11 protein-coding genes are annotated in these 14378 nt (G+C 50.6%); 2 read left to right on the forward strand and 9 right to left on the reverse strand.

Annotated features, from left to right (window positions below):
• Positions 1 to 679 precede the first annotated feature (679 nt).
• From AC0YN0_RS21275 to zwf, 4 genes are read right to left on the reverse strand one after another with little or no spacing between them, the layout of a single operon-like run.
• The gene (locus tag AC0YN0_RS21275; protein WP_337103627.1) at positions 680 to 2023 is read right to left on the reverse strand and encodes a glucose-6-phosphate isomerase; all 1344 of its coding nucleotides are present in this window, start codon (positions 2021 to 2023) and stop codon (positions 680 to 682) included.
• 42 nt (positions 2024 to 2065) lie between these two features.
• Positions 2066 to 2731 (reverse strand): fructose-6-phosphate aldolase, encoded by a 666-nt coding sequence (gene fsa, locus AC0YN0_RS21280; protein ID WP_442050912.1) that lies wholly within the window; start codon positions 2729 to 2731, stop codon positions 2066 to 2068.
• 36 nt (positions 2732 to 2767) lie between these two features.
• Complete coding sequence (gene tkt / locus AC0YN0_RS21285; RefSeq protein WP_475823046.1) at positions 2768 to 4762, reverse strand: transketolase; 1995 nt, start codon at positions 4760 to 4762, stop codon at positions 2768 to 2770.
• The gene (gene zwf, locus AC0YN0_RS21290; protein ID WP_475823047.1) at positions 4740 to 6263 is read right to left on the reverse strand and encodes a glucose-6-phosphate dehydrogenase; all 1524 of its coding nucleotides are present in this window, start codon (positions 6261 to 6263) and stop codon (positions 4740 to 4742) included. Before zwf ends, tkt begins: the two co-directional genes overlap by 23 nt.
• A gap of 145 nt (positions 6264 to 6408) precedes the next feature.
• Here zwf and AC0YN0_RS21295 point away from each other — a divergent pair, with 145 nt between their 5' ends.
• Positions 6409 to 7287, forward strand: coding sequence for a LysR family transcriptional regulator (locus tag AC0YN0_RS21295; protein ID WP_442050909.1), 879 nt, complete (start codon positions 6409 to 6411; stop codon positions 7285 to 7287).
• Positions 7288 to 7366: 79 nt separating this feature from the next.
• Positions 7367 to 7696, forward strand: coding sequence for a hypothetical protein (locus AC0YN0_RS21300; RefSeq protein ID WP_475823048.1), 330 nt, complete (start codon positions 7367 to 7369; stop codon positions 7694 to 7696).
• 261 nt (positions 7697 to 7957) lie between these two features.
• Here AC0YN0_RS21300 and AC0YN0_RS21305 read toward each other — a convergent pair whose 3' ends face one another.
• The 5 genes from AC0YN0_RS21305 to AC0YN0_RS21325 form a co-directional block, all read right to left on the reverse strand.
• The gene (locus AC0YN0_RS21305) at positions 7958 to 9727 is read right to left on the reverse strand and encodes a glycoside hydrolase family 2 protein (protein WP_475823049.1); all 1770 of its coding nucleotides are present in this window, start codon (positions 9725 to 9727) and stop codon (positions 7958 to 7960) included.
• Positions 9728 to 9798: 71 nt separating this feature from the next.
• The gene (locus tag AC0YN0_RS21310; protein WP_475823050.1) at positions 9799 to 11559 is read right to left on the reverse strand and encodes a glycoside hydrolase family 2 protein; all 1761 of its coding nucleotides are present in this window, start codon (positions 11557 to 11559) and stop codon (positions 9799 to 9801) included.
• A gap of 31 nt (positions 11560 to 11590) precedes the next feature.
• The gene (locus AC0YN0_RS21315) at positions 11591 to 12649 is read right to left on the reverse strand and encodes an acyltransferase family protein (protein WP_475823051.1); all 1059 of its coding nucleotides are present in this window, start codon (positions 12647 to 12649) and stop codon (positions 11591 to 11593) included.
• A complete protein-coding gene (locus AC0YN0_RS21320; RefSeq protein ID WP_475823052.1) occupies positions 12646 to 13452 on the reverse strand; it encodes a carbohydrate ABC transporter permease in 807 nt (268 codons plus the stop codon). Before AC0YN0_RS21320 ends, AC0YN0_RS21315 begins: the two co-directional genes overlap by 4 nt.
• Complete coding sequence (locus tag AC0YN0_RS21325; protein WP_475823053.1) at positions 13452 to 14342, reverse strand: carbohydrate ABC transporter permease; 891 nt, start codon at positions 14340 to 14342, stop codon at positions 13452 to 13454. Before AC0YN0_RS21325 ends, AC0YN0_RS21320 begins: the two co-directional genes overlap by 1 nt.
• Positions 14343 to 14378: the final 36 nt, after the last annotated feature.

The following is a 14378-nucleotide window of genomic DNA, read 5'->3' on the forward strand; positions in this document are numbered from 1 at the left end:
GCGAATTCATGGTACTTTAGGGTATTTGTCACCGAATCAATTCGAATCGATGTATTACAAACGAGCAAGTTAGGTGCATTAAGGGGTGTCCACTTTATTGACAGAGGTCCAAAACTGCAACAGATTGGCTCAATAGCAGCCTCCTAAGCGCAAAATAAGCTAATCAATTGCATAAACTGCAACAGGCGTGCGCCAAATGCTGCCCATCCCTCCCATCTGTTGCAGAAACTGCAACGAGATCAATCTTAGAGAGGAACAAAATCATCTAGCGGTGAATTATCGTACTAGCCGACGCTTACAGAGCTTATTAGGTGCATTTCATCGAATTAATCTTAGATGCCACACGGTTGCGAGCTCAATAGTTGCTTTTCATGGAACTAATTCGGCCGATTCACCACCCACTCACCAAACTAACCCGTTTAGTTGCCTGAGATCGAACTATACAGGCAGCTGGCTTGGTACAAGACTAATTAGTTGCCTAGAATGACACTATAGCGGATTAGCTGTCTTTTGGAGCGTACCGCCTTATGCCGTGTAGGAGCTCACCCCCATTTTGATTTATTTAAGCACCAATTCGCACCACAAGTTATCCACAAATCTTAGAGGTCCATAATTTCCTAAACAACGAAAAAGCCCCCGACTTCACAGCAAATGTGAAATCGGAGGCTATAATAAATGTTTACCCGTTTGCGTTCAAACGCTTAAGCAGCTCGGCTTTCTGAGCTTCGAAACCTGGCTTGCCCAGCAAAGCGAACATATTTACTTTGTATGCTTCTACGCCAGGTTGGTCGAATGGATTAACGCCGAGCAGCAAGCCGCTGATGCCGCATGCTTTCTCGAAGAAGTAAACCATTTCGCCGAACGTATATTCATTAAGCTCGTCAAGTTCAACGATCAGATTCGGCACTCCGCCGTCAACATGAGCGAGGCGTGTTCCTTCAGCCGCTTTCTGATTCACTTCATGCATCGTCATGCCGGCGATGAAGTTCAACCCGTCCAGGTTGCCCGCATCTTCCTCAATCGTCAGCTCGATGCGCGGCTTAGCGACAGCCAGAACCGTCTCAATCAGATCGCGACGGCCTTCTTGGACGTATTGGCCCATCGAATGCAGATCCGTCGAGAAGTCAACGGAGGCTGGATATAGCCCCTTCTGGTCTTTGCCTTCGCTTTCGCCGAACAGTTGCTTCCACCATTCGGAAACATAGTGCAAGGACGGTTCGAAGTTAGCCAGCAACTCGATCGTCTTGCCTTTGCGGTAGAGCGCGTTGCGAACGGCCGCATATTGGTAGCTCTCGTTGGAAGCGAGGTCCGGATTGCTGTATTTCTTCGCAGCTGCAGCCGCTCCAGCCATCATCTGATCGATATCGAGTCCAGCAACCGCAATCGGCAGCAGGCCTACAGCCGTAAGTACGGAATAACGTCCGCCAACATCGTCGGGGATTACGAATGTTTCGTAGCCTTCCTCGTCAGCCAGCGTCTTAAGCGCGCCTTTCGATGCATCGGTCGTCGCGAAAATCCGTTTTTGCGCTTCGTCTTTGCCGTATTTTTTCTCCATATAATCACGTAGAATGCGGAAAGCAACGGCTGGCTCAGTCGTCGTACCGGACTTGGAGATGACGTTCAAGGAAATATCTTTGCCCTCTAACAGCTCGAGCAGATGCGTAATATACGTCGAGCTAATATTTTGACCGGCAAAATACACCTGCGTATTCCCGCTCATCTGATTGTGGAACGTATGCGATAACGCCTCGATTGCCGCTCTTGCGCCTAAGTACGAGCCGCCGATACCGATGACGACCAGCGCCTCGGAGTTGCTGCGAATGCGCTTCGCAGCCTCCTTGATTCTAGCAAACTCTTCTTTGTCGTATTGATGCGGAAGATCGACCCAGCCTACATAGTCCGAACCCGGGCCTTGCTTCTCGTGAAGCATGCGGTGGGCGGTGCCGACGAACTCGCTGAAGTAATCAACCTCATGCTGCCCGATAAAAGATAATGCATTGGAATAATCGAATGAAATCGTCATTTGTAACGTCTCCTATCCGCATCTCTATACATGCTTTTTCTATTATTGAACCGCTTTTTTCCAGTCGGCAGCGAATTTCTCAAGGCCTTGATCCGTTAATGGGTGCTTCGTCAATTGCTCGATTACGCTGAACGGAATCGTTGCAATGTGTGCGCCTGCCAAGGCTACGCGAGTAACATGGTCAGGGTGGCGAACCGATGCAGCAATGATTTGCGCATCCAGGTTGTGTACGCGGAACAGCTCGGCGATCTTCGCAACAAGCAGCACGCCGTCTTCGGAGATATCATCCAAGCGGCCAAGGAATGGCGAGACGTAAGTAGCGCCTGCGCGAGCAGCCAGAAGCGCTTGGTTCACCGTGAAGATAAGCGTTACGTTTGTTTTCACGCCTTTTTTCGTAAGGTAACGGCAAGCCTCGAGACCTGCCAGCGTCATTGGAAGCTTGATCGTGATGTTTTTGTCGTAGTCATTGATCTTAATAAGCTCATTCGCTTGCGCAATCATTTCTTCAGCCGTAATCGCATCAGGCGTTACTTCAGCGGATACGGATTCTACCTCAGGTACTTCCTTCAAGATCTCTTCGATGCGGTCTTCGAACTTCACGCCTTCCTTCGCAACGAGGGATGGGTTAGTCGTCACGCCGGAAAGAACGCCGATCTTGTATGCTTTCTTAATATCAGTCAGGTTAGCTGTATCGATAAAAAATTTCATAGTAACGACCTCCGATTATAGTTGGATAAGTTCGTATTACTTAAGCAATTCTTTCGTCAAGCGAACCACATTGTCTGTGGAGAACCCGAAATATTCCATAACTTGCGGCCCTGGGCCGGATGCGCCGAACGTGTCGATCGACAACACTTTGCCGCTATGTCCCGCGTAACGCTCCCAGCCAAGGGAGATGCCCGCTTCAAGCGTCAGACGTTTCGTTACCGAGTCAGGAAGCACGCTTTGCTTGTACGATTCCGACTGGCGGTCGAACAGCTCTCTGCTCGGCATAGCTACAACGCGAACCGATACATTCTCTTTCTCCAGCTCAGCCTTCGCGCTAACTGCCAGCGATACCTCGGAACCTGTAGCGATCAGGATAACATCCGGCTGTGCATTCGTTTCTTCTAGAACATAAGCGCCTTGGGAAACGGCTTGCACGTTGCCTTTCGTTTGCTCGAAGATCGGCAGGTTCTGTCTGCTCAGTACGAGGGCAACAGGACCGTCGTTTTGTTGCAAAGCATATGCCCATGCGTTTGCTGTTTCATTCGCATCCGATGGGCGGATAACCGTAAGACCCGGAATCGTGCGAAGCGCGGCCAAGTGCTCAACAGGCTCATGCGTAGGACCGTCTTCGCCGACAGCGATGGAGTCATGCGTGAACACGTAGATGACAGGCAGCTTCTGCAGCGCAGCCAGACGAATCGACGGACGCAGATAGTCGCTGAATACGAAGAACGTGCTGACGAAAGGCTTCACGCCGCCATGCAGCGCCATACCGTTGCCGGCTGCGCCCATCGCATGCTCACGAACGCCGAAGTATACATTGCGTCCCGCATACGATTTCACTGCGAATATGTCTTCGCCCTTCATATCGGTCATCGTGGAGTGCGATAGATCGGCGCTGCCGCCGAAGATCGAAGGAACGGTCTTCACATAATGATTGATCGCTTCGCCGCTTGCTACGCGAGTCGAAATCGATTTCGAAGAATCGAAAGTAAGAAGGTTAGCTGCGTCGATCGTTACGGTGCCCGCGATAACTCCTGCTAGCTCCTTGCCTTGCTCAGGGTATTGCGCCGAATAGGATACAAGAAGCTTGTTCCAAGCTGCTTCCTTCGCTTCGCCGCCTGATTTAAGCTGTGCATAGTGAGCTTTCACTTCTTCAGGAACGGTGAACTCTTCTTCGTACTTCCAGCCGTACACTTCTTTCGTTGCTTTCGCTTCTTCCTTGCCAAGCGGATTGCCATGTACTTTATTCGTTCCCGCAGCTTTGCTGCCGTATCCAATAATCGTACGAACTTCTATAAGCGTAGGCTGCGATTCGTTCGCCTTCGCTGCTGCTAGCGCCGCCGCGATTGCCGCAATATCGTTGCCGTCCTCGACGCGCAGGTATTGCCAGTTCGCCGATTCCGCTCTCTTCTGGATATTTTCGCCGAACGACAGGTTCAATTCGCCATCAAGCGAAATGTCGTTCGAATCGTACAACACAACGAGCTTGCCCAGCTTCATATGGCCAGCCATGGACATCGCTTCGTAAGAAATACCTTCCATTAAGCAGCCGTCTCCGACTAACGCGTACGTGTAATGATCGACAACAGGGAAGCCGTCCTGGTTGAACTTCGCTGCAAGATGAGCTTCAGCCATTGCCATGCCGACTGCGTTCGCGATGCCTTGGCCGAGCGGACCGGTTGTTGCGTCTACACCGTCCGTGTGGCCGAATTCAGGATGGCCAGGCGTCTTGCTGTTCAGCTTGCGGAATTGCTTCAGATCGTCAATCGATACTTGGTAACCGGACAAGTGCAGCAGGCTGTATAGAAGCGCCGAACCGTGTCCTGCGGAGAGGACGAAGCGATCGCGGTTGAACCATTTTGCATGGCCTGGATTATGGTTAAGGAACTGCGACCAGAGCGTGTACGCCATAGGCGCTGCTCCCATCGGCAATCCCGGGTGACCCGAGTTCGCCGCATTGATTGCATCAATGGAAAGCGTACGGATCGTATCGATCGAAAGTTGTTCAATGGTTTGTGTGATAGGCATATTGTTTTCCTTCCTCTGCTTCATTATTTTGTTCCAGCTTCGAATCGAACCACCAGTGGAAGCCATCCTGCGCAAGAAGCGCATCGGCCTCGGCTGGTCCGTAAGTGCCCGATGCATACTTATGAAGAGGTACGAGGTTCTCCTCGAACGCTTCCAGCACCGGCTGAACCCATGCCCATGACAGCTCTACTTCGTCCCAATGCGCGAAGAAAGTAGCGTCGCCATGCAAGGCGTCTTGAATCAAGCTTTCGTAAGCTTCGGGGAAATCGTGATCGCCTGGATTAAGGTCGATCTGGATCGGTTTGAATTCCCCTTTGTTCTCGGTATCTTTCGTATTTATTTGAAGCATAATCTTCTCATTAGGACTCATCTCAATAACGAGAAGATTAGGCGCTGCTTGCTCATTCGCAGATGTAGAATGCTTCAACGGCTCGCTGAACTCGATGACGATCCGCGTCGACTTCTCCTTCATTCGCTTGCCTGTACGGATATAGAATGGAACGCCGCGCCAGAACGAGTTATCGATCTGCAGCCTAGCGGCGATGAACGTATCGTTCATCGATTCGGGCGCAATGCCGGGCTCGGAGCGATAATCGACGACCGGCTTGCCATTAATGGTTCCCGCCGCGTACTGGCCGCGGATAAGGCTTGCGCTCACGTCTTGCTTTTGTACCGGCTCGAGCGCCTCCATTACCTGCTTCTTCTTGAACCGCACGCGGTCAGCCGCGCTTTTGCTTGGCACTTGAATGGCCGTCATCATAAGCATTTGCAGCATATGGTTCTGGAACATGTCCCGAATGGCGCCGACATGGTCGTAATAGCCAGCGCGTTCTTCAACGCCTACTGTTTCGTTAGCCGTAATCTGCACGTTCGCAATGTAACGATTGTTCCAGATGGCTTGGATAACCGGATTCGTTTGCTGCAACGCTTCAAGACGCTGTACCATCGGCTTGCCGAGGTAATGGTCGATGCGGTAAATCTCTTCTTCCGCGAACGATTGGCTCAGCTTCTCGTTGAGATCGCGCGCCGATTGAAGATCGTGGCCGAACGGCTTCTCGATAACGAGACGTTTCCAGCCTTCAGCGGAACCAAGTCCGCTGCCTTGAATATGGGATGCTATTTTCTCGAAATATTCCGGTCCTACGGAGAGGTAGAATAGACGATTCGGTGTGGCGCGAAGCTCTTGCTCACGTTGCTCAATTAGCAGCAGCAGCTTCTGGTAATCTTCCTTGCGATCTATATCGAGGACGCTGTAGCGGAAGGCTTGCAGGAACTCGTTAAGTAGAACCGGGTCAGTGTCTTTGCGTCTGGAGAAGTCGCGAATCGATTGCTCGACGTTCGACCGGAACGTCGCATCGGTCCATTCTCTTCTTCCAAGACCGAATAATGAAAAGGATTGCGGCAGCTTCTTATCAATAAACAAATTGTATAAGGCAGGGTATATTTTTCTTTTGGCTAAATCCCCTGTCGCTCCGAATAGAACGAATGTAGTTGGCTCCATGTTCCTTTCTCCTTCCAAATGTGCTATTGCGGCTTATGTAATCGCTAATCCGCATGCACTGGTTTCTTTTCTGTAATTCCACTATAATACGTTTAACAGCTATACAAGTAATTAATATATTTCACAGGAGCTATAGATGGCGTCTATGACCAACAATTATGAATTGTATAAAGTTTTTTATTGGGCAGCCAAAACGGGCAGCTTGACGCAAGCCGCCAAAGCGCTCTACTTGACCCAGCCAAGCGTCAGTCATGCGATCAAACAGCTGGAGGAAAGCTTCGGCCTCACGCTGTTCTACCGCACATCCAAAGGAGTTGCGCTGACACAAGAAGGAACAATCCTATACTCTTACATCGAGCAATCTCAAGTGCTCATCTCGCTGGCCGAGGAGAAGATGGCCGCACTAAAGAACCTCGATAGCGGCGAGCTGCGCATCGGCGGCAGCGATTCGCTGTTCAAGCATTATTTGCTGCCTTACCTGGAAGAATTCCACCTCAAGCATCCCAGCGTCAGGCTTCATTTGAATCACGGCACGACGCCGGAGGTCATTACGTTCTTGAAGGAAGGGCGCATCGATCTTGGAGTCGTTCGTATGCCGATCGTCGATCCGCAGCTTGAAGTGAGGGAGAGCATTCAGTTGCAGGATTGTTTCGTTGCCGGTTCTCGCTATTCCGAGCTGAAGGGCGTCGTCATGACGATGGATCTGCTGCTTCAATATCCGGTTATTCTATTCTCCCGCAACAGCCGGGCGCGGATGGCGATATCGGAGATTTTCCAAAACTATGGCTACAATCTGAAGCCGGAGATAGAGGTCGGAAGCGTGGATTTGCTGATCGAGTTCGCCAAGCGTGGACTAGGCATCTCATATGTGACGAGGGAGTTCGTAAAGAAGGAGCTGGAGGAAGGATCGCTCTTCGAGATCCAGCTTGATGTAGAGCTCCCGCCTGCCCATGTCGGTCTCTTGACGATCCGCAACATGCCGCTGTCCAGCAGCTCTCGCAAGTTTATTGAGTATGTGCGGTGACGGCATTGATGAAACTACTAGGAGAGAACCGAAGTATATAGTAAACTGATAAGGAAAATATTAGAAGGAGGGATTGAGGTTGAGTACATCCAGGATTTTAAAATGGATTACCGGATCGCTAGAGGCCATTCTTGGCATTCCGATACTTGGAGCCGTTATAATCATAAGTTTTATGTGGTTACCTCTCGTAGTAATGCTAATTCTGCATATAATCACATTGGCTATATCCATAAAAAATAATGAACCCTATCACGGATCAATATTAGGAATTGTAGCATCCGTTATTGGATGGATACCATTCGTAGGTTTGACGCTGCATATATTAAGCGCCATATTTTTGATGATTACTGCTGCTTCAATCAAAAATAAAAATAATGTCCCAATCCCTCCTCATCCCTATGAATTTTAATAACCAGCGTTTTGATTGGATTTCATACAATCAAAACGCTGGTTACGAGACGTTATCAGAGTTTGATTGGATTTTGTGCAGTCAAATAAGCACTTTAGGCAACCGGAGGCTAAAATCGTAGGCTTTGGCTGTATGTTTTCCACTCAAACTTCCCCCTACCAGCGAATGGGGCTAATTAGACTGTATGAAATACAGGCAAACGTAATATCAGTAACAGCAAAAAGGCCTTCGTCCCATGGAATATAGGACGAAGGCCTTTTATCATGCCAAGTTAATCGCTTTAATTCTGTCGATTGGCACCTTAGGCTGCCGATCTTCTGTCAACAGACCGTTCACCTCTTGCTGCACGTCGGTGACCTGCGTATAACAATAGCCGCAAATGTAATCGATATCCTTGATCGCTTGCGTAATGCTTTGGAACCGTTCGAAGAAAGCTTCCTCGCCTTCGACTTGATTGCCGTAGCCCCAGCCCGCTTCCGTCTTAAAGGCAATGCCGCCGAACTCGCTTACGATAATCGGCTGTCCGCGATATTCGTAGCCTTGCGCCATCGCATACTTCCAATTCATATGCGAGATTTCGTTGCTCGTTATTGCATCCTTGTCAGCGTAACGCTTGCTGAACTTGGCGCCCGATTCCTCATAATCATGTAAGGTGATAATATCGGAAATCGTATGCTCCCATCCGTCATTGCATACAACTGGCCGATAAGGATCGATTGATTTGGTCAAATAATAGATCGCTTCCGTGAACTGCTGCTGCTTGCGGTCGACGAACACGTTGCCGATCCCCCATGACTCATTGAAAGGGACCCATGTAATGATGCAAGGATGGTTATATTGCTGTTGCACAATCTCCAGCCATTCTTTGGTGAACCGATCTACTGCCAGATCATTGAATTCATAAGTGGCTGCCATCTCCGACCATACCAATAAGCCTTTCACGTCGCACCAGTATAGGAAACGCGGATCCTCGATCTTCTGATGCTTGCGTACGCCGTTGTAGCCCATCGCCAATATTTTGTCGATATCCTCTATGATTGCTTCTTCGGAAGGCGGCGTCAGATGACTGTCCGTCCAATAACCTTGGTCCAAGATCAACCGCTGGTAGATCGGCGTGTTGTTCAGCAGCACTTTGCCCTTCTGGATAGACACTTTACGAAGCCCGAAGTACGAATTCACCTGGTCGACAACGGCATCTGCCAACGTCAATACGAATTCCACCTCATAGAGCTTCGGATGCTCCGGACGCCATGAATCTACCTTCCACTCCCGCGTTTCGCTGATCAATTCCACGCTTGCCGTCAACTGCGAGCGGTCCACCGTCACGCTTGTTTCCTTCACGAGTCGGCCGTCCATCCTAATCGTCGTCGTCAACCGGAGATCGGCCGATGCAATACCTTCACGAAGACGATAATCGAACCGGACGGAATTCGTATCGAGATCCGGGGTGATTTTGACCGATTCCAAATGCTGCTCGGCCACGTACTCTACCCATACGGTCTGCCAGATGCCCGTCGTCTGCACATACCAGCAGCCAAAGTTCTCATCCCGCCAGCGCTGCTTGCCTCTCGGCTGCGTGCAATCGTTGCTGTCTTCCGCCTTGACGACGATTTGGTTATTCGCTCCTGCATCTTCTAACAAGTAAGGCGTAATATCGAAAGAAAATGCCGTATAGCCGCCTTCATGCTTGCCGACAAATTTACCGTTGACCCACACTTTCGCTACATAGTCCACCGCTTGAAAATGCAGCTTGACCCGCTTCTGCCGCTGCTCGGCCGGAACGTTGAACTGGCGCTGATACCATACATACGGATGGAACGCCGCTTCTTCAATACCGCTCGCCTTCGTCTCGTATACGAACGGAACTTGAATTTTCATATTGCCGCCAAAGTCGCCTGGCTTGAACCATTGCTCCTGCTCGCCGACATTGTTGTCATCGAAACGGAAATCCCATTCCCCGTTCAAGTTGTCCCAATTCTCCCGCACGAATTGCGGTCTCGGATACTCTTTTCTATAATGCTTCAAGCTCATCTGTCTCCACCTATCCTTTGCTGACTCATTCATCGAATTTGTGTTCTACTCTTTCCAGCGTCTCAGAGATCCTACCCTTGAATGATTTGTCGGATGGTTTCAAGAGGTAGTTTGGGCTGCCGATCATACGTCAAGAGACCATTGATCTCCTGCTCGACATCGGTCAGTTGGGTATAGCAGAAGCCTTGGAGGACAGGAGACTGGTGCGCAGCCCCAACAACATCCTGCAGTCGCTTGGCAAAATCATCTTCATCCTGGGCGCCGGAGTAGCCCCAACCGTCCCAGCCGCTTTTCTTAAAGGAAATGCCGCCGAACTCGGTCAATAGCAGCGGCTGTCCCTCGTACTCGTAGCCAGGCACAAGTATCCAACGATTGCCGGGACGAGCCTTCAACGCTTTGCCAGTATCCGAGTAACGATCCGCCAACACTTCTTTGCGCCATTCATAGTCATGAATGGTAACGAGATCTGTCTTCACAAGCTCCCAGCCGTCATTGGATATGACCGGCCGCGTCGGATCCAGCGACTTCGTCATATGGTACATCGCGAGAGCGTGCTGCTGCTGCTGGTTGTCGATCAATATATTCGTTACGCCCCAGCTTTCGTTGATTGGCACCCAAGCCACGATGCACGGATGGTTATAGTCCCGCTCCACGGCTTGCAGCCACTCTCTCGTAACGCGTCCGACGTAATCTTCCGAGAAATGATAGGCATTAGCCATCTCGCCCCACACGAGTAGACCAAGCCGGTCCGCCCAATAGAGGTATCGCGGATCCTCAATCTTCTGATGCTTGCGTGCGCCGTTGAAGCCCATAGCCTTCGTAAGCTCAACATCGCGGCGCAGGTCCTCATCGCTTGGAGCAGTAAGCAATCCTGTCGGGAAATAACCTTGATCGAGCACCAGCTTCATCGTGTAAGGACGGTTGTTCAGCAGTACAACGCCGTCTTCAATTGATATTTTGCGCATGCCGAAATACGACGCTACTCGGTCGGCCTCCTTGCCGTCGACAACAAGCGTGAGCGACAAGTCGTACAGATTCGGTCGATCCGGCGTCCACCAGCGTCCGAGTCCATGATCGTTGAAGTCGTGGAGGGCTAACGTACGCGATTGGGACGCTCGCGTTACGGCGAATTCGTCCTGTGCGACCGGCTGGCCATCGAATGTAATGGTAGCTCTTAGTGATACGTTCGCCCCTTCCTTGAATCCGCCGATGAACGCTTGCAGACTTAGCTCATTGCGATCAATGTTCGGCGTCAAGCGAATGCGGCTAATATGCTGCGGCGACACCGGCTCCAGCCAGACGCTCTGCCAAATGCCCGTCGTCCGTGTATAGAAGATGCCTGCTGACTTCTCCTCCCAGAACTGCTTGCCTCTCGGCAAGGTTACATCCTTGCTGAAATCCACCGCTTTGACGACAAGGGTATTGTCTCCGTCGATCAAGGCGTCTGTGATGTCGGCATGAAAAGGTGTATGTCCGCCCTCATGCTTCACCACGAGCTTCCCGTTTACCCAAACGCTGGCTTCATAATCGACCGCACCGAAGTGAAGCAGCAAGCGCTGCCCTGCATAAGCTTCGGGAACGGCAAAGGTACGGCTGTACCACACGATATCATGGAACGAAGTGTCGGCTAAGCCGCTTAATTCGCTTTGATGACAGAACGGAACTTCTATCCTCTTGGAGAAGCGGCTGCCGCCCTCCTGCCATCTTTGGCGTTCTCCTGCATTCTCGTCGTCAAAATCGAAATCCCAGGTTCCATTCAAGGACATCCATTGCTCGCGGACGAACTGCGGACGCGGATACTCGTTTCTTAGCTGTTGTGGTTGTTGGTTCATCTCTGTCTCCTGCTCCTTTTTCGATTACAGTCTAAGATGTTGTAGTTGTAGATGACGGTTGAGATCGCTTGGATTGCGGAGGCTTCGTAATAATCCACACGCAGAATGTTACGATCGCAACGATGACGCAGGCCAGCCAAAAACCTTCCCCAGCGCCCACCAGCAATTTCTGCTGCTGGCTGCTCTTAAGCGCAAAGATAAGCACGTTGCTCATCACCAAGTACGATAGAACATTGCGCCCCATCGCTTCAAACAGGGTGAACGGGACTGGATATCGCTCCATCAGACGAGCCAATCCGTAATAGCCGTACATTAGCAGCGCTGGGCCGACAATCCACCATACGGAGGGCGGAAACCGTTCCGGCAGCGGCTGCCCGTCTACCGACAGCCAGCGCCACACGAAACCTCCCGTCGCGATCAGCGCTGCAACGAATACCCGCCAGTCCCACGTTATGCGATGTTTGGCAAACAAGATGCCTATGATGTAATAAGGCAAATATTGAAGCACCGGAAACGAAGCGAAATCACGCGTCCCGATTAGCGGCCCAAGCTGCATCACATGAATCGAGCCATACGGGATGAACGTGAATACAAGCATCAGGCCGCTAATTCCGAAGCCGATTGCCTTTCGTGACGCCAACCAGCGAAACGGCACGAACAACGCCAGTCCAATAATCATGAGATACGTGAAAGAAATAAGAAACTCAGACCAGCCCGGCATGTCCCGGATCAATAGTATCGGCTTTAAGGTCGACCAACTGGCCTCCCTGCCGTCGATAAACACCCGGAACGCCATGCCTGATACGTAGAACGCCGCCAGCGTCTTGACCGCTGCCACCAGCATGCGAGGCGCCGCTTGGCGGAAAGGCTTCGAATAATAAGCAAGCTGCGATACGTAACCGAAGCTGAAGACGAACCCCGAGAACGTTATTAAGTTAATGATTTCAATAAAAGGTCGGCCGTTCGGGTACAGCTCTCCATCGCTGAAGAACTGCAGCGTGTGGCAATAAACCATCCCCAGCACAAGCAGACCCTTGAACATATCGATGGCCCGCTCGCGTTTTTTGACCGCCGAACCGGTTGCACTCATCCTTTAATCCCCGATAGGCTGACGCCCTTCACGATTTGTCGTTCGAAAATGACGAACAGCAGTAGAATCGGAAGCGAAGCAACCGTATTGATGACCATCGGCTTCACATAATCCTCTGAATATTGGTTCATCAGCGTTGGAATACCCATCGGCAGCGTGAACAGGTTGTCGTCGGTTACGGATAGGAACGGCCACAAGAAGTTGTTCCACGAACCGATGAACGTCAAGATGAGCATCGAGGCGAGAGCCGGCCGCGTAAGCGGAAGGACGATAGACCAGAATATGCGCCATACTCCGCCGCCGTCGATCTGCACGCTTTCCAGCAGATCCTTCGGAATGCCGTCGAAGAAGCTCTTCAGCACGATAACCGCCACGGGCGATGCAAGCATTGGCAGGACTAATCCTTGATAGCTGTTGAGAATGCCCATGTCCTTCGCTACTTGATAAAGGGGGATAATGGTAGCCTCCCCTGGAACGAGCAAGCCTGCAAGTATGAAGAAGAAGATAAACGAACGATAGCGGAAGGGAAGCTTCGATAAGGCAAAGCCGGCCAATGCCGCAAACGCCACCGTCAGAATCGTCACGCAGACGGCGATCATGAAGCTGTTAAGCGTCCAGTTCGTCAGCTTCGTCGTCGACAATATCTCATCGTATACGGCGAACGAATACGGAGGCGTGAACCAGTCGATCAACGATACGATTTTCATTCCCTCTTTCTTCACGGACACCACCATCATCCAGACAATCGGCGCAAGGAAGAAGAAAGCGACGACAAGCGATAATAAGCGATAGACCCATTTCATTACGCTTGCTCTCCTTTCCGATTGTTAATCCAGTATTGAATGGCAGATAGCACAAGCAGGATGATGAACACGACATACGACATCGTCGCGGCGTAGCCGAGATCGTTTTTGCGGAAGCCCGTCTGATAGATGAGCTGAATGATCGGCCTTGTCTGATCGAGCGGCCCGCCTCCGGTAATAATGTAAATTTGGAGGAAAACCTTGAAGGAGCTTATAATTTGCAGCATCGTTATCGTCTTTGTAATCGGGCTCAAATGCGGCAGCGTAATGCGCCAGAACACTTGCCAATCATTCGCGCCGTCGAGGCGGGCTGCCTCATAAAGCTCATCAGGAATTTCCTGCATAGCCGACAAATAAAGGATGAAGTTAAAGCCAACCGTCCACCAAAGCGTAATAACGGCGACCGCAATCCAGGATAACCATTTTTCCGATAACCAAAATATTTCGGTGCCCTGCGGAAGCAGACCAAACAAGTGAAGAAAAGTATTAATAAATCCCATATACGGCTGAAAAATAAATAGCCCCAGGAAGGAAGCTACGGCAACCGAAAGCACGCTCGGAATAAAAAACACGCTCCGATAAAGCTTCTGAAGATTCGATCTGCGGTTAGCGATCAATGCCAGCACGATCGCCAGCACCAGCATCGTCGGCGTCGTAATAATGACAAATGTGAAAGAATGCCCAATGGCAGCCCAGACCTCATGGTCTTGAAACAGCCTCTTGTAATTGTCCAATCCGATATACGACATCTTCTTAATAAGCGTCCATTTATAGAACGTCATCTCGACGCCCTTAATCATCGGCCAAATGGTGTAAAGCACATAGACGATCAAGAAGGGGAGCAAAAACAATAATGCGAGCATATCCGCTCTAAGCTTGCTTATTCTCATATATGCGCCTCACCTCATCAAGAATGGATCTGCAAG

This window comes from Paenibacillus sp. J22P218 (genome assembly GCF_056269195.1).